At 72.5% G+C, this 20,358-nt stretch carries 18 protein-coding genes and 1 pseudogene; 7 read left to right on the top strand and 12 right to left on the bottom strand.

Annotated elements, in window-relative coordinates; all coding sequences use genetic code 11:
* Position 1: 1 nt before the first annotated feature.
* From BGP03_RS19985 to sfnG, 4 genes are all read right to left on the bottom strand, one after another.
* Entirely contained in the window at positions 2-1,246 is a 1,245-nt protein-coding gene (locus tag BGP03_RS19985; RefSeq protein WP_296373684.1) for an MFS transporter, read from the bottom strand.
* A 225-nt stretch (positions 1,247-1,471) separates the two neighbouring features.
* Positions 1,472-2,641: a thiolase family protein gene (locus tag BGP03_RS19980; protein WP_296373682.1), complete on the bottom strand. Its 1,170-nt coding sequence runs from the start codon at positions 2,639-2,641 to the stop codon at positions 1,472-1,474.
* A 411-nt stretch (positions 2,642-3,052) separates the two neighbouring features.
* On the bottom strand, positions 3,053-4,207 hold the full coding sequence (locus tag BGP03_RS19975; protein ID WP_296373845.1) for an acyl-CoA dehydrogenase family protein: 1,155 nt from the start codon (positions 4,205-4,207) through the stop codon (positions 3,053-3,055).
* 334 nt (positions 4,208-4,541) lie between these two features.
* Positions 4,542-5,678: a dimethylsulfone monooxygenase SfnG gene (gene sfnG / locus BGP03_RS19970; RefSeq protein WP_298797401.1), complete on the bottom strand. Its 1,137-nt coding sequence runs from the start codon at positions 5,676-5,678 to the stop codon at positions 4,542-4,544.
* A gap of 459 nt (positions 5,679-6,137) precedes the next feature.
* On the opposite strand from sfnG, the gene BGP03_RS19965 reads away from it, so the two are divergent.
* Positions 6,138-6,953: a DUF1684 domain-containing protein gene (locus BGP03_RS19965; RefSeq protein ID WP_298797399.1), complete on the top strand. Its 816-nt coding sequence runs from the start codon at positions 6,138-6,140 to the stop codon at positions 6,951-6,953.
* A gap of 36 nt (positions 6,954-6,989) precedes the next feature.
* Positions 6,990-8,147 (top strand): acyl-CoA dehydrogenase family protein, encoded by a 1,158-nt coding sequence (locus BGP03_RS19960; protein ID WP_298797397.1) that lies wholly within the window; start codon positions 6,990-6,992, stop codon positions 8,145-8,147.
* 82 nt (positions 8,148-8,229) lie between these two features.
* Here the strand turns inward: BGP03_RS19960 and BGP03_RS19955 are convergent, their stop codons facing one another.
* The 3 genes from BGP03_RS19955 to BGP03_RS19945 are packed head-to-tail and all read right to left on the bottom strand — an operon-like array spanning position 8,230 to position 9,832.
* Positions 8,230-8,640 carry a hypothetical protein gene (locus BGP03_RS19955; RefSeq protein ID WP_298797396.1) on the bottom strand — a complete coding sequence of 137 codons (411 nt, stop codon included), beginning with the start codon at positions 8,638-8,640 and terminating at the stop codon, positions 8,230-8,232.
* 44 nt (positions 8,641-8,684) lie between these two features.
* A complete protein-coding gene (locus BGP03_RS19950) occupies positions 8,685-9,575 on the bottom strand; it encodes a ParA family protein (RefSeq protein WP_296373674.1) in 891 nt (296 codons plus the stop codon).
* Positions 9,572-9,832 (bottom strand): hypothetical protein, encoded by a 261-nt coding sequence (locus BGP03_RS19945; protein ID WP_298797394.1) that lies wholly within the window; start codon positions 9,830-9,832, stop codon positions 9,572-9,574. The genes BGP03_RS19950 and BGP03_RS19945 overlap by 4 nt, the downstream gene beginning before the upstream one ends.
* A gap of 549 nt (positions 9,833-10,381) precedes the next feature.
* Here BGP03_RS19945 and BGP03_RS19940 point away from each other — a divergent pair.
* The gene (locus BGP03_RS19940; protein WP_296373672.1) at positions 10,382-10,849 is read left to right on the top strand and encodes a hypothetical protein; all 468 of its coding nucleotides are present in this window, start codon (positions 10,382-10,384) and stop codon (positions 10,847-10,849) included.
* Between the two features lie 159 nt (positions 10,850-11,008).
* Here BGP03_RS19940 and BGP03_RS19935 read toward each other — a convergent pair.
* The 3 genes and pseudogenes from BGP03_RS19935 to mihF all read right to left on the bottom strand — a co-directional run.
* Positions 11,009-11,397 (bottom strand): annotated as a pseudogene (locus BGP03_RS19935) (tripartite tricarboxylate transporter permease); the annotation flags it as partial.
* Between the two features lie 149 nt (positions 11,398-11,546).
* Entirely contained in the window at positions 11,547-12,383 is an 837-nt protein-coding gene (locus BGP03_RS19930) for an alpha/beta hydrolase (protein ID WP_298797391.1), read from the bottom strand.
* 62 nt (positions 12,384-12,445) lie between these two features.
* Positions 12,446-12,757: an integration host factor, actinobacterial type gene (gene mihF / locus BGP03_RS19925; RefSeq protein WP_296373669.1), complete on the bottom strand. Its 312-nt coding sequence runs from the start codon at positions 12,755-12,757 to the stop codon at positions 12,446-12,448.
* 130 nt (positions 12,758-12,887) lie between these two features.
* On the opposite strand from mihF, the gene BGP03_RS19920 reads away from it, so the two are divergent.
* Together BGP03_RS19920 and BGP03_RS19915 are read left to right on the top strand one after the other, a co-directional pair.
* Positions 12,888-14,495 (top strand): CocE/NonD family hydrolase, encoded by a 1,608-nt coding sequence (locus BGP03_RS19920; RefSeq protein ID WP_296373667.1) that lies wholly within the window; start codon positions 12,888-12,890, stop codon positions 14,493-14,495.
* Between the two features lie 78 nt (positions 14,496-14,573).
* On the top strand, positions 14,574-15,179 hold the full coding sequence (locus tag BGP03_RS19915; protein ID WP_298797389.1) for a DUF4383 domain-containing protein: 606 nt from the start codon (positions 14,574-14,576) through the stop codon (positions 15,177-15,179).
* A gap of 4 nt (positions 15,180-15,183) precedes the next feature.
* On the opposite strand, the gene BGP03_RS19910 is transcribed toward BGP03_RS19915, so the two are convergent.
* Positions 15,184-16,533 carry a cation:dicarboxylase symporter family transporter gene (locus tag BGP03_RS19910; protein ID WP_298797387.1) on the bottom strand — a complete coding sequence of 450 codons (1,350 nt, stop codon included), beginning with the start codon at positions 16,531-16,533 and terminating at the stop codon, positions 15,184-15,186.
* Positions 16,534-16,630: 97 nt separating this feature from the next.
* Here BGP03_RS19910 and BGP03_RS19905 point away from each other — a divergent pair, with 97 nt between their 5' ends.
* Together BGP03_RS19905 and BGP03_RS19900 are read left to right on the top strand one after the other, a co-directional pair.
* The gene (locus BGP03_RS19905) at positions 16,631-18,217 is read left to right on the top strand and encodes a sensor histidine kinase (protein WP_298797385.1); all 1,587 of its coding nucleotides are present in this window, start codon (positions 16,631-16,633) and stop codon (positions 18,215-18,217) included.
* Positions 18,214-18,888: a response regulator gene (locus tag BGP03_RS19900; RefSeq protein WP_296373659.1), complete on the top strand. Its 675-nt coding sequence runs from the start codon at positions 18,214-18,216 to the stop codon at positions 18,886-18,888. The genes BGP03_RS19905 and BGP03_RS19900 overlap by 4 nt, the downstream gene beginning before the upstream one ends.
* 140 nt (positions 18,889-19,028) lie before the next feature.
* On the opposite strand, the gene BGP03_RS19895 is transcribed toward BGP03_RS19900, so the two are convergent.
* Complete coding sequence (locus tag BGP03_RS19895; RefSeq protein ID WP_296373657.1) at positions 19,029-20,339, bottom strand: MFS transporter; 1,311 nt, start codon at positions 20,337-20,339, stop codon at positions 19,029-19,031.
* Positions 20,340-20,358 lie beyond the last annotated feature (19 nt).

Below are 20,358 nucleotides of genomic sequence, written 5' to 3'. Positions count from 1 at the left end.
CCTAGAGCCTGCCCCCGGAGTCTGGGAGGTTGCTGAGCGGGACCTGGGAATCGGGTCGCGGTTTGCCGTCAGCTCGCCGCATCCGGTACTCGCTGACCAGCCAGAACAGCAGCCCGGCCACGGCGACGGCCCCACCGAGGACGGAGACGCCGAACCAGCCGGCCATCGGGTAGACCGCGGACGTGGCCGCCGACGCCGCCGCACCGCCGAGGAAAGCCGAGACGATGAAGGCCGTGGTCACGCGGCTGCGGGCGCCCGGGGAGCGGGCGTAGATGGCGCTCTGGTGGCTGATCTGCAGGGTCTGCTGGGCGAGGTCGAGCAGCACGATCCCGGCCACGAGCGCCACCAGCGACACCGCGCCGGCGGCCAGCAGCCCCCAGCTGACCACCAGCACCACGAACGCGCCGGTGACCGTCCGGCCGCCGCGGCCCCGGTCGGCGAGCCGACCGGCGACGGGTGCCGCCGCGGCCCCGGCCAGCCCCGCGAGCCCGAAGAGCCCGATCGTGGCCTCCCCGAAGCGGTAGTCCGGGCCCGAGAGCAGGAACGTCAGGGCCGTCCACAGGATCGTGAACCCGCCCATCCCGAGCGCGCCGAGCACCATCCGCTGGCGCAGCACGGCCTCGGTCCGCACGATCGCGACCACCGAGCCGAGCAGCGCGCCGTAGGAGATCGACTGCTCCGGCTCGACCCGGGGCAGCCGCAGCCGCACCACCACGGCGAGCACCAGCATCACGGCCGCGGCCAGGCCGTAGACCAGCCGCCACCCGCCCAGCTCGGCCAGCCCGCCCGCCACCGTGCGGGCGACGAGGATACCGATGAGCAGCCCGCTCATCACGGTGCCGACGACACGGCCGCGCGTGGCGTCGGGTGCGAGCGAGGCGGCGAGCGGCACCACGATCTGCGCGACGGCCGAGCTCACCCCGACGGCGAAGATCGCGGCCACGAGCGCGGGGAACGTCGGCGCGACCGCGGCCGCGACCAGCCCGATCGCGGTGACGACGAGCAGCACCGTCACCAGCCGCCGTCGCTCCAGGAGGTCGCCGAGCGGCACCAGCAGGGCCAGCGCCGCCGCGTACCCGAGCTGCGACGCCGTGACGAGCAGGGCGGCGGTGCCCGTGCTGGTCGTGAAGTCACCGGCGATGGCGGCCAGCAGCGGCTGGGCGTAGTAGATGTTGGCGACCGCCGCGCCCGTGACGACGGCCAGCGTGAGCACGAGCGCACGCCCCGGGCCGGTGGACTGGGACATGCCTGCGAGCGTGCGCCCATCCCCGGCCCGCCGCATCGCGGGCCGGCGGGCGTCACATCCGAATCGCGTTGCCGGGCACCGCGTCACACTGCCCCGGACGCCGACGCGACGGCCGCGGGTGCTGCGGTGCGGGTCGCCGCCGTGACCGAGGCGGAGTGGGCCCCGAAGGTGGCCGTGATCCTTGGCCGGTGAGCTGCCATCGGGGACGGGCGCGGCGACGACCTCTCAGCGCAGCAGCTCGATGATCGTCGCGTTCGCCGTGCCGCCGCCCTCGCACATCGTCTGCAGGCCGTAGCGGATGTCGTGGTTGCGCATGTGGTGCACCAGGCGCGTCATGAGGATGGTGCCCGACGCGCCCAGCGGGTGGCCGACCGCGATAGCCCCGCCGAGCGGGTTGAGGCGGTCCTCGTCGGCACCGAACTCGGCGTTCCACGCCATCGGGACCGGGGCGAACGCCTCGTTCACCTCGAACGCGCCGATGTCGTCGACCGACAGGCCGGAGCGCTTGAGGACCTTCGCCGTGGCCGGGATGGGGCCGGTCAGCATCTTGAGCGGGTCGTCACCGGCGACCGCGCCCGAGTGGTAGCGCGCGATCGGGGTGAGGCCCAGCTCGGCGGCCCGCTCCGGCGTGGCGATGAGCACGGCCGACGCGCCGTCGGAGATCTGGGAGGCGTTGCCCGCGTGGATCACGCCGTCCTCGGTGAACGACGGCTTGAGCTTCGCCAGGGTGTCGGCGGTGGTACCGCGGCGCAGGCCCTCGTCGGCGGTGAAGCCGGGCGCGCCGGGTACGGGCGCGAGCTGCCCGTCGAAGTCGCCGCGGTCGATGGCGGCCGCGGCCCGCTCGTGCGAGCGCGCCGAGTACTCGTCGAGGTCGCGGCGCGAGAAGCCCCACTGCTTCGCGATGCGCTCGGCGCCGATGCCCTGGTTGAAGCTCTCGCCGGGGAACTCGCCGCTGGTCAGGTCGGCCTTGTAGCGCTCGCGCACCAGTGGGCCGTAGGGGCTGCCGAGGTCGCGGCCCGCGCCGAGGGGCACGCGCGTCATGGTCTCGACGCCGCCCGCGACGACGAGGTCGTACTGCCCGCCGAGCACCATGCCCGCGGCGAAGTCGAACGAGCTCTGGCTCGAGCCGCAGGCGCGGTTGATGGTCACGCCGGCCACCGACTCGGGCCAGCCCGCGGCCAGCACGGCGTAGCGGCCGATCTGCGCGGCCTGGTCACCGACCTGGTTGACGCAGCCCCACAGCACGTCGTCGACGAGCGAGGGATCGATGCCGGTGCGGGCCACGAGCGCCTGCAGCACGGCGGCCGACAGGTCGGCGGCGTGGATCTCGGCCAGCGACCCCTTCCGCTTGCCGATCGGGGTGCGGACGGCGTCGACGATGACGGCTTCGGGCATCAGGTCTCCTCGGTGTGAGCGTGGCCACGACGTTAGGTCCGGACGCGGGTCACGGCCACCCCCTCGGGGAACGTCACACCTGCGAAGGGGAGTAGCCCGCAGGCGTCCCGGTCGACACACTGGCGCCCCCGGCGCTGCCCGGCCGCCTGGCGCTCGCCGTCAGCACCGCGGTGGTGTTCGTCCCCGAGCTGGGCGACAGGTCCGAGCTCGTGGCGCCGACCTTCGCCGCGGCCGTGGTGCGCCTGATCCCCGTCGGCGGCGGCCACGGCCTCGGTGCGGGCCTGCCCACGGGGTGGATCTCGCTGGTCGCGGCCGTCGCGTTCGTGGGCTTCGGCTCCTTGCCCAGGGTGCTACCGACCGACACGGCCCCCGCCGGACGGCGTGACGGGGGCCGGTCTCGTGTCGGTCGGATCAGGAGTACCAGGTGGGCTCGGGCAGCTCGTCGCGCAGCAGGAACGCCCCGACCTCGCGGCGCTTGTAGGCCACCGGGTCGTGCAGCGTGTGCGTGCGGACGTTGCGCCAGAAGCGGTCGAACCCGAGCGCGGCCGCGGTGGCCCGCGCGCCGAGGCCCTCGAAGATGCTGCTGGTGATCTCCAGCGAGACGTCGGTGGCCCGGGCCTTCACCGCGGCGACGCGCACCTCGTGCTCACCGCGCTGCTGCTCGGTCACGTTCCAGGCGTCGCGGTGGATCGCGAGACCCTCCGCGGCGACCTGGTCGGCCAGTGCCTCGACGGCCCACAGCTTGGACGCGAGGTCGCCGTAGAGGTCGAGCTGGTAGGGCTCGTCGACGGCCCGCTCCTGCCCGCCGTGCAGCCACGGGCGGGTCTGCGTGCGGGTGTACTCGGCGGCGGTCTCCAGGGCGCCGCGCGCGATGCCCAGGTAGAAGCCGACGAACACCAGCTGGATGGTGGGCACGTTGAGGGTGTTGTAGACGCGCGGCTGGAACGTCCTGTCGGCGAAGCCCGCCGCCGCCTCCCACGGCACCTGCACATCGGCGATCGTGACGCTGCCGCTCTCGGTGAGCCGCTGGCCGATGGTGTCCCAGTCGTCGTGGAACGTGATGCCCGGCTGGTCGCTGGGGACGATCGCGAAGATGTGCGTGTCGGTCCCGGTGAGGACCCCCTCCAGCACGGTCACGTCGGAGACCTTGCTGCCGGTGGAGAACGTCTTGCGTCCGGAGTAGACGATGTGGTCTCCCTCGTCGCGGATCTGGACGTCGGCGTCGCGCGGGTTGACCGCGCCGCCGAAGAACCACCTGTTGCGGGTCGCGTCGGCCTCGACGGCCGCGATCTGCTCCTTCGTGCCGACGAGCCGGGCGGCCCAGAACCACAGGTAGTGGTAGCCGAGCAGCTGGCCGATGGAGCCGTCACCCGCGGCGATCTCGCGGACCACCCGGTAGGCGAGCGGCCACTCCTGCCCGGCGCCGCCCTCGGCGGTCGGGCCGAGCAGCGTGACGAGGCCGGAGTCCTTGAGCAGGGCGACCTCGGCGAACGGGGTCTCCGCGGCCTTGTCGCGGGCGGCGGCGTCGGAGGCGAGGATCTCGCGCACCTCGCGGGCCCGGGCCAGCCAGGTCTCGGGGGAGTCGGGGGTGGGCTGGGCCGAGAAATCGTGGGCCGCCCGGTCGGGGGCGGCGGTGGGGCGGTTCTCGAGCGTGGTCACGTCTGGTACCTCTCGGTGTGTTCCGGGCAGGACGACAGGGGCCTCGCACGCGTGGGCGTGCGGGCCCGGATGGGACCGACCGGGTCACCGACAGGCGGTGGTCACCGCGCGTGCGAGGTCGACGTGACGTCGCCGCGTGAAGGACTTCGGGTACAACCTGCGCTCCTTCGTCGCACGGTCGTGCGCGGATATCAGGGCGGGAACACTGTTATCCGCGCACGGGCCGCGCCAGCGGCAGCTCTCAGACCAGGGCGGGCTCGCGCTCGGAGAGCTCCGCCTCCTTCTCCCGGATGATCGGCAGCACGGCCTTGCCGAAGTGCTCGACCTCCTCCTGGAAGTGCAGGTAGCCCAGGAGCAGCAGGTCGGCGCCGCGGCGCTTGTACTCGATGGCGCGGTCGGCGATCTGCTCCGGCGTGCCGATCAGCCGGGTGCGGAAGCCGTCGTTGTACTGGACGAGGTCCTCGAACGAGGAGTCCGCCCACATGCCCTGCTTGTTGCCCGTGGAGGCCCCGGCCTGCTGCACAGCGTCGCGGAAGCCCTCGACGGCCGGCTTGTTGGCCTTGGCGATGATCTCGCGCAGGGTCTCGCGGGCCTCCTTCTCGGTGTCGCGGGCGATCATGAAGCCGTTGAGGCCGAACCTCGGCGGGGTGGCCCGGCCGGCGTCCCTCGCGTGCTGGAGCACCTCGGTGACCTGCTCGGAGAAGCCGTCGTAGTCCTTGCCGTTGGAGAAGTACCAGTCCGAGACCCGGCCGCCGTTGGCGCGGGCCGCGCTGGAGTTGCCGCCCTGGAAGATCTCCGGGTGCGCCCGGCCCGGGACGTCGACGGGCTTGGGCTTCAGATCGTAGTCGTGGATCCGGTAGAAGTCGCCGTTGAAGTTCGCGCCGACCTCGGGGTTCTCCGGTGTCCAGATCTCGCGGAGCACCTGGATGAACTCGGCGCTGCGGCGGTAGCGCTCGTCGTGCTCGAGCCACGGCTCGCCCAGCGCGGCGAACTCGGCCTTCAGCCAGCCGCTCACGACGTTGACGGCGATGCGGCCCTGGGACAGGTGGTCGGCGGTGGCGACCCACTTGGCGAGCACGGCCGGCTGCCAGAGGCCGGGGTGCACGGCCGCGATGACCTTGAGCCGCTCGGTGGCCAGCAGCAGCGCGAGTGAGAAGCTCGTGGACTCGTGCTGATGGTCGGCGCCGTAGCTCGCCATGTAGCGGACCTGGCTCAGGGCGTAGTCGAAGCCGTTGTTCTCGGCTGTCCGGGCGAGCTCCTTGTTGTAGTCGTAGCCCCAGTCGGTGCGCTGCTCGATGGTGCTGGTGACGAGCCCGCCGCTGACGTTGGGCACCCAGTACGCGAATTTCAGCGGCTCGTGGGCAAGGGTTTCGGGCACAGTGATGCCTTTCCTGGGAAAGTCAGAAGAAATGAGCGGACATTTGCCGGGCTCAGGAGAACGTGCTGGTCAGCGACAGGCAGCCGAGCAGACACGGAGCAGGTCGACATGACGTCGACAACTGAACTCCGGTGCGCACACGCGATCGAGAATGCGCGAAGGTCAACCGTTCTGTCAACCCGGGGCGGCGCGGAACACAATTCTCCCCGAACGGTTGAACGCACGGCATTCCGTACGTAGCGTTGTTCGACTGATCATCAGGAGCGCGGGGGGAACCCTGGCTCGACGACGCCGCGGCACCAGGGGGAGCGCCAGGGCGGGTGCCCGAGTCGGGTGTGCGGGCGGACAGCCTGCAGGCCGGTGAGGGGGACGCGATCGGCAGCATCGGCCCGGCGGTACGCCTGGAGCCGCACGGCGGTGGGCGGCATGAATCCCACCCTCACGGACGTTGGAGCAGACATGACGAGCACGATCTCGGACCTGCACACCTCCTGGGCCGCCTGGCACGCCGCGCGTGAGGACGAGCTGCGGGCCCCGCACGGCTGGCTGAGCCTGACGAACCTGCAGTGGCTCACGCCCGAGCCGTCCGCCGTCGAGGGCCTGCCGGGCCTGTGGAGCGCCACCCCGGACGGCGCCGTGATCACCGCCGCCGCCGCGGACGGCCTGTCCGTGCGCACCGTCCGCGAGCCCCGGCTCGTCGACGGCAGCGTCACGCTGCACCCCGTCGACGGGCTGCCCGGCACGCTCGTCGAGGTGGGCGACAAGGTCGTGGAGGTCGTGCGCCGCACCGACACCCACGCGCTGCGCGTCCGCGACCCCGAGGCGGTCACGCGCACCGCGTTCGCGGGCGTGCCGACGTTCCCGGTGGACGAGCGCTGGGTGCTCGACGGGCGCTTCCAGCCCTACCCCGAGCCGCAGCCGATCACGGTGGGCGCCGTGGTGGACGGCCTGGAGCACCACCTCACCGCCGTCGGCGTCGTCCGCTTCGAGCTCGACGGCGAGGAGCGCGCGCTCGTCGCGATGCCGGGCAAGCAGGGCGGGCTGAACCTGCACTTCCGCGACGCCACCAACGGCCACTCCACCTACCCGGGCGGGCGTTCCGTGCGCACCGGGGACCCCACGGACGACGGCTGCGTCATCGTGGACCTCAACCGGCTGACGAACCTGCCGTGCGCGTTCACCGACTACGCCACCTGCCCGCTGCCGCCCGAGGGGAACACCCTGGACGTGGCGGTCGAGGCCGGTGAGAAGAGCCCGCTGCGCCCCGACCACTGAGGCTTGGCCGTCGCCGGAAGCGGGTAGCCCGCCCTCGTGAATCCGCGCGACTACCTGGACCTCGACAGCCTCCTGTCCGCCGACGAGCTCGCCGTGCGCGATCGTGTCCGCGCGTTCGTCGACGAGCGGATCCGGCCGGACATCGCCGGGTGGTACGGGGCCGCGCACTTCCCGCGCGAGATCGTCAAGGATCTGGGCGCGCTGGGCCTGCTGGGCATGCACCTGACCGGCTACGGGTGCGCCGGCCGCAGCGCCGTCGAGTACGGGCTCGCCGCGATGGAGCTGGGGGCGGGCGACTCCGGGCTGCGTACGTTCGTCAGCGTGCAGGGCTCGCTGGCGATGAAGGCGATCCACGCCTTCGGCTCGGAGGAGCAGAAGCAGCAGTGGCTGCCGGGCATGGCCGCGGGTGAGCTGGTCGGCTGCTTCGGCCTCACCGAGCCCGGGGCCGGCAGCGACCCCGCGCGTATGACGACCACCGCCGTCCGTGACGGTGACGGGTGGGTGATCGACGGCGCGAAGCGCTGGATCGGGCTGGCCTCCATCGCCGACGTGGCCGTGATCTGGGCGAAGGCGGAGGACCGGGTCCGTGGCTTCCTCGTCCCCACCAGCACGCCCGGCTTCACCGCCACCCCGATCACGGGCAAGCTCGGGATGCGGGCGTCGATCCAGTGCGACATCGCGCTCGACGGGGTGCGGGTGCCCGCCGACGCCGTGCTGCCCGAGGTCGCCGGGCTGAAGGGCCCGTTCACCTGCCTCGACGAAGCCCGCTACGGGATCATGTGGGGCGCCATGGGTGCCGCCCGCGACTCCTACGAGGCCGCCCTCGCCTATGCGCAGGAGCGCCGCCAGTTCGACCGGCCGATCGCGGGCTTCCAGCTCACCCAGCAGAAGCTCGTGGACATGGTGCTGGAGATCCAGAAGGGCGTGCTCGTGGCGCTGCACACCGGCCGGCTCAAGGACGCCGGGACGCTGAGCCCGGAGCAGATCTCGTTCGGCAAGCTGAACAACGTGCGCGAGGCCATCGACATCTGCCGCCAGGCCCGGACGGTCATGGGCGGCAACGGCATCACGCTGGACCACGCCCCGATGCGCCACGCGAACAACCTCGAGGCCGTGCGCACCTACGAGGGCACCGACGAGGTCCACACCCTGATCATGGGCCGGGCCATCACCGGCATCCCCGCCTTCGGCTGACGCCCGCGAGCCGCTCCGCGCTACGATGACAGGGTCTGACATCACTATCTGGAGCGGCTCGCTCCGGCGCTCACGTCCGGAGTCAGGACCAGGCGCCACCGGACATCGCCGCGGAGCGGGCGCGGTAGCCCGCCGTGCCCGCGACGATGTCGCGCCGCAGCTCCGTCTTGTTGCGGCCCGTGGTGCGGACCGTCGGGCCCAGGGACCGGGCGATCGCCTTCAGCAGCGGCACGGTGAACACGGCGTCATGGCGGCGCAGGTAGGCCTCCACCTCCGCCGGGTCGGACAGCTGGTTGATCGTCTCCACGGCGCCGGCCACGTCGGAGGACCGGGCGGCGGGCTCGGGCGCCGCGGGGCGCCGCCGTCGCTCGACGGGCTCCGGCCGGAACACCAGCCGGGCCCGGCCCGAGGCGAGGTCGGCGACCTGCTCGGGCGTCAGCGCGTCCAGGACGGCGGTGGCGTGGTCACGGGCGGCGTCGAGGTGGTCGGTCACGCGAAAGCACTCCCTGGCGATGGAACGGGCCGACGAGCCGCTGATCAGGCCGCGATCGTCTCGAGGTGGTCGGTCAGCTCGGACACGAGGTCGCGCAGCTCCCGGGTGGCGGCCCGGCCGGTGCCACCGAGGATGACGGGCACGCCGTGCTCGGGGGCGGGGCCGTACACCGCCTTGCTGTCGCGGATGGTGGTGCTGAACGTGGGCACCTGACGCGCCTCGATGCGGCTGATCACGCTGCGCTGGGCCTCGATCGGCTGGCCGTCGTGGCTCTGCACCATCGTGAACACGACGGCGGCCGGGGGACGCTGGATGTGCGTCCCGCCGTACTCGTTGAACTCCTCGGTGAAGGAGCGGATCTTCAGCCCCAGGGAGTCGATGCCGTTGGTGGAGAGGTAGTCCGGCTTCGTGGGGATCAGCAGCATGTCGCTCGCGGCCACCGCGTTCTTGGCGATCAGGCCGAAGTTGGGCGCGCAGTCGATCAGCACGATGTCGTACTCGCCCAGCGACTTGTGGGCGAGCGCGGTGCGCAGCCGGCCGTGCAGGTCCGGGAACCGGTCCGGGTCGTTGATCAGCTGCGCGGCCAGCAGCGTCTCGACGTCGGAGAGGTCGCGGTGCGACGCGATGATGTCGAGGTGGCCCTTGCTGCGCGACAGCTTGTCCTGCACCCGCGGGGGCGAGGCGACGAGCTGGGCGGGGCTGTCGAGGGCGTCGTCGGTGCCGATGCCGTCGTACCAGTGCTTGATGGTCCTCGTCGGCAGCAGGCCGTCGGTCCACTCGTTCTGGGTGAAGAACGAAACGGTCAGACTGGCCTGCGCGTCGAGATCGAGCAGCAGGACCTTGTGGCCCCGAGCGGCGAGCCCGGCGCCGAGGTTGGCGGTGAGCGTGGTCTTTCCCACGCCGCCCTTGTGGTTGATGATCGAAACGACCTTCACCGTTCTCCTTCCCCGCAATCACGCAGCGCGAACGATGCCACACCCTCGGACACACCCCGCTGGCAGGTCGGGCTCGATCGGGAAGGGTCGCGGAGTCCCGAGGTCGGGACGGGGTGTCGGGACAGGAGCGTCGGGACGATGCCGATGATGTCCTGCGAGAGCGCGGCGACGGTCGCGTCGAGGTGCTCGGCGACGGGGGTGATCTCCGCGGCGGACGCGGTGTCGCTGAGGCCGAGGACAGGACCGGGACGTGACATGGGTGGTGCCTTCTCGCCTCGGCCGGGCGGCCGCCTCACCGGCCCCGCAGCACCGGTGGAACACGGGCTCCCGTGATCCGGACCTGGCTCGGCCGGGGGCCGGCCGTCCGCGGTGCTCGCCGCACCGGCCGGCAGTAGGAGGGACGTCCCCGTGTCCCGCACCCGTCCGTGGCGGCACGGACGTGGTCGTGATCGCTCAGGGCATGCGGTGCGGTTGCGGGTGCCGCGGTGCGGTCGGGCGAGCCGGGATTCCCTCCGATCTCCCGGTTCGGTCGACGCACGGTGATCATCGGAGTGGGCTCGACGAGGTGTGACCCGAACGTGTCACCTACACGGCCCAGTCGGGGAGCAGATTACTACGCAACGTCGATCGGTGGTAATCACCTGCATGGCCGCAGATCATGCCGATTGCCCGCCCGTTGTACTCGACAGTGGGACGCCCGATCGGGGCTCCCATCGGGCTACAGAGATCGCTCGGACATTGGCTCCCCCTAGTGTCCGGTGAATCACCACTGCTGCCCGGAATCGAAGTCGTAGGAGGAGAAAGTCGTGATCAAGAAGGCCGGACTGACGATTGCTGTTGCTGCCGCGGGCATGCTGGCGATCAGCCCGCTCGCATTCGCCGGGGACTACAGCGGCGACGGTGGCTGGGGCGGACACGGAGGCCACGGCGGTCACGGCGGGCACAGCAGCCCCGGTGGCCCGCAGATCCAGAACGGGCTCGTCAACCTGCAGGACGTGGCCGACGTCAACGCCAACGCCTGCGGCAACAACGTCCTGAGCAACGTCCTCGGCATCCTGAGCAACCAGACCGCCGCCGCGGGCGCCGACTGCAAGATCACCGACAAGGGTGACGGCCACAAGGGCCCGCAGATCCAGAACGGCCTCGTGAACGCGCAGGACGTCGTGAACGCGAACATCAACGCGTGCGGCAACAACATCCTCGACAACGTCGGTGCGATTGCCGGCGCGCAGGGTGCCCTCGCGGGTGCCGACTGCAAGGTCACCCAGAAGTAATTCGCCACATCCGCGGAGAAATTCGCGGTGAGCGCGCTCGTGCCCCGTTCCGGGAAGTATCCGGAACGGGGCACGGCCCTTTTCTGCGACACCTTCTCGGGAATTCTCCGGCGGGCCACGAATCGTGCCACCGGGAGCAGCGGCATCCCGAACCGGTCGGGGCCGCGGGATGCGCGGCAGCGTCGCCCACCCCGGCGCGAGCGGCAGGTCGAGCAGCAACGGCCCCAGCCCGACGAACAGGCTCGCGATGAGTGCCCCCACCGGTGCCGACTCGCGCTGGAACAGCAGCGGGCCCGGCTGGACGCCGAACTGCCGCAACGCCGTGGGCAGCACCGCCGAGATGGCCGTGGCGGGCAGGCCGAGCATCGGCATCGCGGTGAGCGTGCCCGCCGACGGGCGCCGGCCGCCGACTCCGGCCCGTCCGGTCCCTCGATGGCCCCGGGGCCGAACCCCGTCTTGTTCGTCGACAGCCGCCGTTCGAGCACGGAGGACAGGAACGTGGCGATCTCCGCGCCGCCGGCCGGGATGGCGCCGAACGGGAACCCGATGAACCCTGGAGCACCGCCTCGGCGCTCGTGCCACTCACCCTGCGCGCGGAGCTGTCACGCGTGAGCGCACGTCGCTACCTGGAGCACGTCGCCGCCACCGGGGCCGTGACGGTGGGCCTGCGTCACGGCCCCGGACGGCCGGAGCGGTGCTACCGGCGGGCCGAGCACGCCCGGGCGGTGTGGTCGAGGATCGCAGCGGCGACCGGGGCGACCTCGGCCGGGCCGAGGACGTGCCCCATCCCCGGGACGGTGACCACGGGCGCTCCGGCGAGAGCCGCCGCGAGGTGCTCGGCGTGCGGCGGCGGGTACAGCGGGTCTTCCGGGGCCTCGGCCACCAGCGTCGGCACCGTGACGCCGGCGAGCTCCGGCCCCCGTTCCGGCACGTCGAGACGGAGGTGGGCGGCGGAGGGGATGTCCGTGCCGGAGTGGGCGATCACCCGCTGCTCCAGCGCCCGGAAGTACAGCCCGTCGAACGGGGTGGCGGTGCCGTGCAGCAGCCGGCGGTGGGCGACCCGCCACGCGAGCTCGGCGCGCGCGTCACGGGGGTCGTCGATCTCGGCGAGCATCCGCGTCAGGGCGGGATCGGGGCCGGGGAGGTCACCCGGGAGGCCCGGCAGCGCGGGGCAGCCGAGCAGCGTCGCGGAGAGCAGCCGGTCGGGATGGTCGAGCAGCAGCAGCTGGGTGATCAGCCCGCCCAGGCCCATACCGACGACGTGGGCGCGGGGGGCGTCGAGTGCGAGCAACGCGTCGGAGGCGAGGTCGGCCAGCGCGTAGTCCGGCTCGTCGGACGAGCGGGTGGAGCGGCCGGTGTCGCGGTGGTCGTAGCGGATCACGCGGTGGCGCCCGGCGAGGCGCGCGAGCAGGTCGTAGGGCCACACGAGGCCGGACTGCCCGGCGTCGGCCACGAGCAGCAGCGGCTCCCCGGGCCCGGCCGTGTCGTCGGCCCAGAGCTGCGCGCCGGGCGCGACGTCGACGAACCGTTCCACGGGGGCAAGAGTGCCCCACCCGCCCGGCCCCGGTTCACGGGGGCCGGGCCTGGGACGGCGATCTACTTCAGCGCGTCGAGCAGCGCCTGGCGCTGGCGGTCGCCGAGGCCTGCGGCGCGGCGCGAGACGTCGATGCCGGTCTGCTCGAGCAGCGCGGTGACCTTGGCGGGGCCGTAGCCGGGCAGGCTCTTGAGCAGGTCGGCGACCTTGGTCTTGCCGACGATCTGGTCGGTCTTCGCGCGGTCGAGCACGTTGGGGATGGTCTCCGTGCCGGCCGCGATCTTGTCGCGCAGCTCCTTGCGGGCGGTGCGGGCGGCGGCCGCCTTCTTCAGGGCGTCGGCGCGCTGCTCGGGAGTGAGCGTGGGCAGTGCCATGTCGTCGTTCTCCTCTCCGTGCGTCCACCCCGAATGGGTGTTCACGCAGGTCATATTCACGCCAAGCGTGGCAGAGTCCCGTGGCGACGCGCGGGCGCCCCCCTGTTTGCGGTCTGGCAGGCTGGCCCGGGTGAGCGGTCTGGTGATCGACGTCGACGTCCGGATGACCACGCGGGACGGCGTGTCGCTCGCCGCCGACGTCTACCGGCCGGCCGGGGGCGGCCCGTTCCCGGCGCTGCTGCACCGCACGCCCTACGACCGCACCGACCCGACGTTGGTGTCCGCGATCGTCGCCGACCCGGTTTCCCTTGCGCGCCAGGGCTATGCGGTCGTCGTGCAGGACGTGCGCGGGCGGTTCGGCTCCGGTGGCGAGTTCGCCTTCTTCCACCAGGAGCAGGCCGACGGGTTCGACGCCGTGGAGTGGGCGGCGGCGCAGCCGTGGTGCGACGGACGCGTCGGGATCTACGGCTCGTCGTACCACGCGATGACCACCTACCAGGCGATCGCGGCGCAGCCCCCGCACCTGCGCGCGGCCGTCGCGATGATCGGCGCCACGGACCTGCGGGCCACCACCCACCCCGGCGGGCTCTTCGAGCTGGGATTCCTGGCCCTGTACGGCCTCGGGCAGAGCGTGGAGGCGGTGCGGCGCCTGGACGCACCCGCCGAGGAGAAGGCGGCGCGGCTGGGGCGGATCGGGGCCGCGTTCGCCGATCCGCACGCCACCGTCTCGGCACTGCCGGTGCGCGACCTGATGGACACGGCATTCTGGGCCGACTGGATCGACGGTCCGGAGGGAGCGCCCACCCTGCGCGACCGGCCCGACCTCGTCGACGTGCCGCTGCTGCAGGTCGTCGCGTTCCGGGACTTCATGGCACCGACGATGCTGGAGCTCGGTGCCGGACCGGACCGCAGACTCGTCGTCGGGCCCTGGGCGCACAGCGGCACCTACACCGGCCACGTCGGGTCGCGCACCTATCCGGGCGCCACCGGCGGCGTCGGCACCTGGGGGCCGGTGATCGCGGGCTGGTTCGACCGGCACCTGCGCGGACGCACCGAGCTCACGCTGACCCCGGCCACGCGCCGGCTGCTCGACGGCCCGCCGGTGACCTACTACGTGACCGGGGAGAACCGCTGGGCGGCCGCGGACACCTGGCCGCCGCCCGGCTCGACCGTGACGCTGCCGCTGGCCGCCGGCCACTACCGCTCCGATCCCGCCGACCCGTTCCCCACCTGCGGCGGCGCCTCCAGCGGCGCGGCGCTGGGCCCCGACGGCGTGCAGGACCGCCGCGCCGTCGAGGCCCGCGACGACGTGCTGCTCTGGACGTCGGAACCCCTCGACGCGCCGCTGCACGTCGCCGGGCCGGTCCGGCTGGTGGTGCACCTGGAGAGCACGGCGCCGGACGTCGACGTGTGCGTCCATCTCGTCGACGTCGAGCCGGACGGGTTCGCGGCCGGGATCAGCGAGGGCGCGCTGCGCGTGCGCACCGTGCGCGAGGGCTGGCTGGAGCCCGGTGAGGTCGTGGAGCTGACGGTGGCCCTGCACGACACGGCCCACACGTTCCGGGCCGGGCACCGCGTGCGCGTCGAGGTGGCGGGCGCGAACTTCCCGCGCCTGAGCCGCAACCTGCACACCCGGGAGGTGCCCGAGCACGGCACGGAGATGGTGGTGGCGGAGCAGACGGTGCACGGCGGGCGCCTCGAGCTGCACACTCCTCACCCGCCCCGAACGGGCCGGTGACGGCCCACGAACGCACGGCTCCATCCCGCTCGACCGGGCGCACCGTGGTGCCCGACACCCGAGCGAGAGGCCGCCGACATGAGCACCAACCGCGTACACACGGTCCACCGGGCCGGGGCTGCTGGCCTCGGCGGCTTCCTCGTGGCGTTCGGGCTCGCCGGCCTCACGCTGGGCGCCGGGTTCCTCGCGACCAGCGGCCCGATCGTCATGGGCCTGTCCACGAACGGCCTGCTCTCGACGCTGTCGCTGGTCGTGGGCGTCGTGCTCGTCGGGGCCGCGGTGCGGGGCGGGCAGGTGGCCTCGACCGTGTCCGTCGCGGTCGGCACGCTGTTCCTCGCGTCCGGGATCGTCAACGCGCTGGTGCTGGACACGTCGCTGAACATGCTCGCCTTCCGGATGGCGAACGTGGTCTTCAGCCTGCTCGTGGGGGCGGCGCTGCTGTTCGTCGGTGCCTACGGCCGCTTCACCGTGGACCTGCCCGCGTCGAGCCCCTACGCCCGCGAGCGGACCCGCGTGGAGCTCCCCGTCCACCGCACCGACGGCGCCCTGGAGCGGGCGATGGCGGCGGCCGAGCGCGCGGTGGCGCTGCACGTGGCGACGGTGGACCAGGCGCGGCGGGTGGCGGCGGCGTCGGCGTTCCGCACGGCGGAGGCCCGGCGCGCGGCGTTCTCGAACGTCAACTGACGACTTACGCCTGCGCTCCCGCCGGTTCCTGCTTCTCCAGGGTCGGCTTCGGTTCTGCGCGGTCGTCGTCGAGCATCGTCTTCTCGTCGAAGGGGTCCTGACCGCTCAGGACGCGGTCGGCCTTCGCCCGGTCGAACTCGCCCACCCAGTTGCCGATGATCACGGTGGCCACCGCGTTGCCGGCGAAGTTGGTGACGGCGCGGGCCTCGGACATGAAGCGGTCGATGCCGACGATGATGCCGACGCCGTCGACCAGGTCGGGGCGGTGCGAGGACAGGCCGGCCGACAGCGTCGCCAGCCCGGCCCCGGAGATGCCGGCCGCACCCTTCGACGCGATGATCATGAACACCAGCAGCGAGATCTGCTCGCCCAGGGCCAGCGGCTTGTTCAGGGCGTCGGCCACGAACAGGGACGCCATCGTCAGGTAGATCGCCGTGCCGTCGAGGTTGAACGAGTAGCCCGTGGGCACCGTGATGCCGACGACCGGCTGGGAGACCCCGACGTGCTCCATCTTCGCGATCAGCCGCGGCAACGCCGACTCCGACGACGAGGTGGAGACGATGAGCAGGAACTCCCGGCCCAGGTAGCGCAGCAGTGAGAAGATGTTGATCCCGGCGAACGTCTTGAGCAGCAGGCCCAGGATGACGAACACGAAGATCGCGCACGTCACGTAGAAGCCGACCATCACCTGCAGCAGCGCCCCGATCGCGGCCCAGCCGGTCTTGCCGATGAGCGCGGCGATGGCGCCGAACGCGCCGATCGGCGCCACCCACATGATCATCGCCAGGACGCGGAACACGAGGCGCTGCACGTGGCCGATGCCCTTCAGGATCGGCTCGCCCGCGCGGCCGAGCGCCTGCACGGCGAACCCGATGAGCAGCGCGACGAACAGCGTCGACAGCACGCTGCTGTTCACCAGCGGGGAGAACAGCGTGGTCGGGATGATGTCGAGCAGGAAGTTGCCGGAGCCCTCCGTCGCCGGGGGCACGTACGGCTTGACGTTGAGGTTCAGCCCCGTGCCCGGCTGGATGATGTTGCCGACGACGAGCCCGATGGCCAGCGCCGCCGTGGACATCACGAGGAAGTAGCCCAGCGCCAGCCCGCCGACCTTGCCGACCGTCGCGGCCTGGCGGATGGCCCCGATGCCCAGGACGATGGTGCAGAAGATGATCGGTGAGATCATCATCTTGATCAGGTTGATGAACGCCGTGCCGATCGGCTCCAGCGAGACGGCGAAGTCCTTGAACAGCAGGCCCACGACGACGCCGAGGAGCACGGCGACGATCACGGCGAGGTACAGGAAGTGGGTGCGGTCCCGCTTGGCGGGGGTGGCTGATGCTGCGGGTGCTGACACGGGTCCTCCGTTGGGCCGATGGTTACCGTGAGGGTGCGGCAGGATGTGCCCGGCATCACCCTTTCGTTCATTTCGTAGGCGTGGAGGCGGTGGACCGATGCGCAGGTGGAGCCTGGCGGGGCAGATGTTCGCGCTGCAGGCCGTGGTGATCGCGCTCGTCATGGGCGGGGTGGCCGTGGCCGCCTACCTCCGGATCGACGCGTCCAACACCGAGGCGACGGGTACCGAGATGCTGGCCGTCGCGCACACGCTCGCCGTCGATCCCGCGGTGCTGGCGGCGCTGGATGACCCCGACCCGTCCGCCGTGCTGCAGCCGCTGGCCGAGCGCGTGCGGGCCGACACCGCCACCGACTTCGTCGTCGTCATGACCACCTCCGGCATCCGGTACTCGCACCCCACCGTCAGCGAGATCGGCCGGACGTTCCAGGGCACGATCGCCCCCGCCGTGGCCGGCCGCACCGACTACACCGAGACCTACCCGGGCACGCTCGGCCCGTCCGTGCGCGCCGTCGTCCCGGTGTTCGACGGCGGGCGCGTGGTGGCGCTGGTGTCGGTGGGGCGCACCCTCACCGCGGTGTCGCGCGAGCTGGCCCCGCTCGTCGGGCAGATCCTCGCCGCCGCCGCGGCTGCGCTGCTGCTGGCCGCGGGCGGGTCGTGGCTGGTCAGCCGCTGGGTGCGGCGCACCACGCACGATCTCGGCCCGGCCGAGCTGGCGCGGATGTACTCCTACTACGACGCGGTGCTGCACGCCGTGCGCGAAGGGTTGGTGCTGCTCGACCGCGAGGGCCGCGTGCAGCTCGTCAACGACGAGGCGCGGCGGCTGCTCGCGCTCACCGGTGACGTGCAGGGGTCGCGCGTCGACGAGATCGGGTTGCCGACGGTGCTCGGGGACGCGCTGGCCGACGGCGAACCACGCAGCGACGAGATCCACCTGACGGCCGACCGCATCGTCGTCGTGAACTCCGGCGCCGCAGGCCGGCTCGGCACCGTCGTCACCCTGCGCGACCACACCGAGCTCCGTGCGCTGGTCAGCGAGCTGGAGACCATCCGCGGGTTCGCCGACTCCCTGCACGCCCAGGCCCACGAGGCCGCCAACCAGCTGCACACCGTCGTCTCGCTGATCGAGCTCGGCCGCGCCGAGGAGGCGCTGGAGTACGCCACCGCCGAGCTGGAGGTGGCCCAGCACCTCACCGACGCGGTGCTCGCCGCGATCGCCGTGCCGGAGCTGGCGGCACTCGTCGTCGGGAAGGCGGCGGTGGCGGCCGAGCGCGGGGTGGAGCTCGACCTCGACGACGGCACGGTGGTGCCCGACGGCGTCGCGGACGCCCGCGACCTCGTCACGATCGTCGGCAACCTGCTCGACAACGCGATCGACGCCGCGCTCGACGGCGCGGAGCCTCGGTGGGTGCGGCTCGACGCCGTCACGGTGTCGGGGGAGCTGGTGCTGCGGGTCTCCGACAGCGGTCCGGGCCTTGCGTCGGGGGCCGCCGACCAGGCGTTCACCCGGGGTTGGAGCACGAAGCCCACCGACAACGACGCCGGCCGCGGCCTGGGGCTGGCGCTGGTCCGCCGGGCGGCCCATCGGCTCGGCGGCCGGGTCGAGGTCGGTGCGGGGGAGCGGGGTGCGGTGTTCACCGTCGTGCTGCCCGTTCCCGTGGACGTGACGGACCCGGTCCGCGCGTGATCCGCACGCTCGTGGTCGAGGACGACCCGGTGGCCGCCGACGCCCACGTCGCCTACGTGGGGCGGGTGCGCGGGTTCGAGGTGGTCGGCTGCGCGGGTACCGGAGCGGACGCGCTGCGGCTGCTCGCGTCGTCGGAGGTCGACCTGGTGCTGCTGGACGTCCACCTGCCCGACACCAACGGGCTGGAGGTGCTGCGCCGCATGCGCGCGGCCGGCCACACCACCGACGTGATCATGGTGACGCGGGCCCGCGACCTCGCCGTCGTGCGCGCTGCCGTCGCCTACGGGGCCACGCAGTACCTGGTGAAGCCGTTCACGTTCAGCGCCGTGCGCGCCAAGCTGGAGGGCTACCAGACCTACCGTGAGTCGACGGCGCCAGTGCTGGCCCAGGACGACGTCGACGGGCTGTTCGGAGCCCTGCGCGGCACGGCTCCGGCGGGTGGGCTGCCGAAGGGCATCAGCCGCGAGTCCCTGGACGCCGTCGCGCTCGTGCTGCAGGAGGCGGGTCGCACGGCCGTGGAGGTGGCCACGGCGCTCGGCGCGTCCCGGGTGACGGCGCGGCGCTACCTCGAGTACCTCGTGGGGACCGGTCTCGCCGTCCGGCACGCCCGCTACGGCACCACGGGCCGCCCGCAGACGGAGTACCGCTGGCGGCCCGAGGGCGTCCAGTAGGTGTCACCCGTGTCCAGGCCGATGAGCAAGTCCGAGGCCTGTTTCTCCACCTCGCAGCACGTGGTGTCACCTCGCAGCGCGCCGGCGGGCTGCGAGGTGCACGACGCGCTGCGACGTCGAGCCGGCGGCGCCGGGCGCGATCATGCCTCGCGGCCCGACCGCGCCAGCCCCCACGTCACCGCAGCGGCCGACACCATGCAGATCCCGACGATCCACAGGCCCAGGCGGTTGCTGCCGGTGGCGTCCGAGAGCGCGCCGGTGACGTAGGGCGCGACGAAGCCGGAGAGGTTGCCGAGCGCGTTGACGAGCGCGATCCCGGCAGCGGCCGCCGCGCCCGTCAGGTACGCCGTCGGCAGCGACCAGAAGCCGGGCAGGGCGGCGAGCACGCCGCAGGCGCACACCGTCACCGCAACCATCGCGAGCCACGGGTCGGACAGGTACAGCGCCACGGGGATCGCCAGGCCGCCGACGAGCGCGGGCACGCCGACCCGGATGGCCGGGCTCGTCGCCCGGCGCGTCCAGAGGATCATCACGACGAGCCCGACGACGTACGGGACGGCGTTGACCAGGCCGGACCCCACCGTCGTGAACGTGGTGCCGTACTGCGTCGCGAAGCCTTTGATGATGGTCGGCAGGAAGAAGCCCAGCGCGTACAGGCCGTACACGATGCCGAAGTAGACCCAGGCGAGTGCGAGCACCCGGGGGCTGCGCAGTGCCGCGAGCACCGACGGCGGCCCGGTCTGCGCCGCCTCAGCCGCCTCCGCGGCCAGCCGGCGCTCCAGCGCGTCACGTTCGTCGGTCGGCATCCAGGCCGCCTGGGCGGGCCGGTCGGTCATGAGGAACCAGACCACGACGGCCAGCAGGACCGCCGGGATGCCCTCCACCAGGAACATCACCCGCCAGCCGCTCAGGCCGAACAGCCCGTCGGCGTTCTGGATGACCACCGTGGAGACGACCGCGCCCAGCGCCGTCGAGATCGGGATCGCGGCCATGAACCAGGCGGTGGCCCGGGCCCGCTGCGCGGCCGGGAACCAGTACGTCAGGTACAGGATGATGCCGGGGAAGAAGCCCGCCTCGGCCACCCCGAGCAGGAACCGCAGCGCGATCAGCACACCGGCGTTCGGGGTGAACGCCATGACGGTCGCGACGATCCCCCAGGTGACGAGGATGCGCGCGATCCAGCGGCGGGCCCCGAAGCGGTGCAGCAGCAGGTTGCTGGGCACCTCCAGGATCAGGTAGCCGATGAAGAACACCCCGGCGGCGACGCCGAACAGGGTGGCCGACAGGCCCAGCTCGGCGTTCATGCCGTTGGGCCCGGCGAACCCGATGTTGACGCGGTCGAGGTAGTTGACGAAGTACAGCAGCATCAGCAGGGGCAGCAGCCGACGGCTCGCCCTGCGCGTTGCGGCTTCGACGAGCCGCTCGTCGGCGGTGACGGTGGAGTCGTGCATCTGACGATGTATAGCGGCT

It is taken from the genome of Pseudonocardia sp. 73-21, from assembly GCF_001899645.1.
Classification (GTDB): domain Bacteria; phylum Actinomycetota; class Actinomycetes; order Mycobacteriales; family Pseudonocardiaceae; genus Pseudonocardia.
The sequence above is the reverse complement of the archived record's forward strand: the minus strand, read 5'-3'. Positions and strand labels throughout refer to the sequence as shown.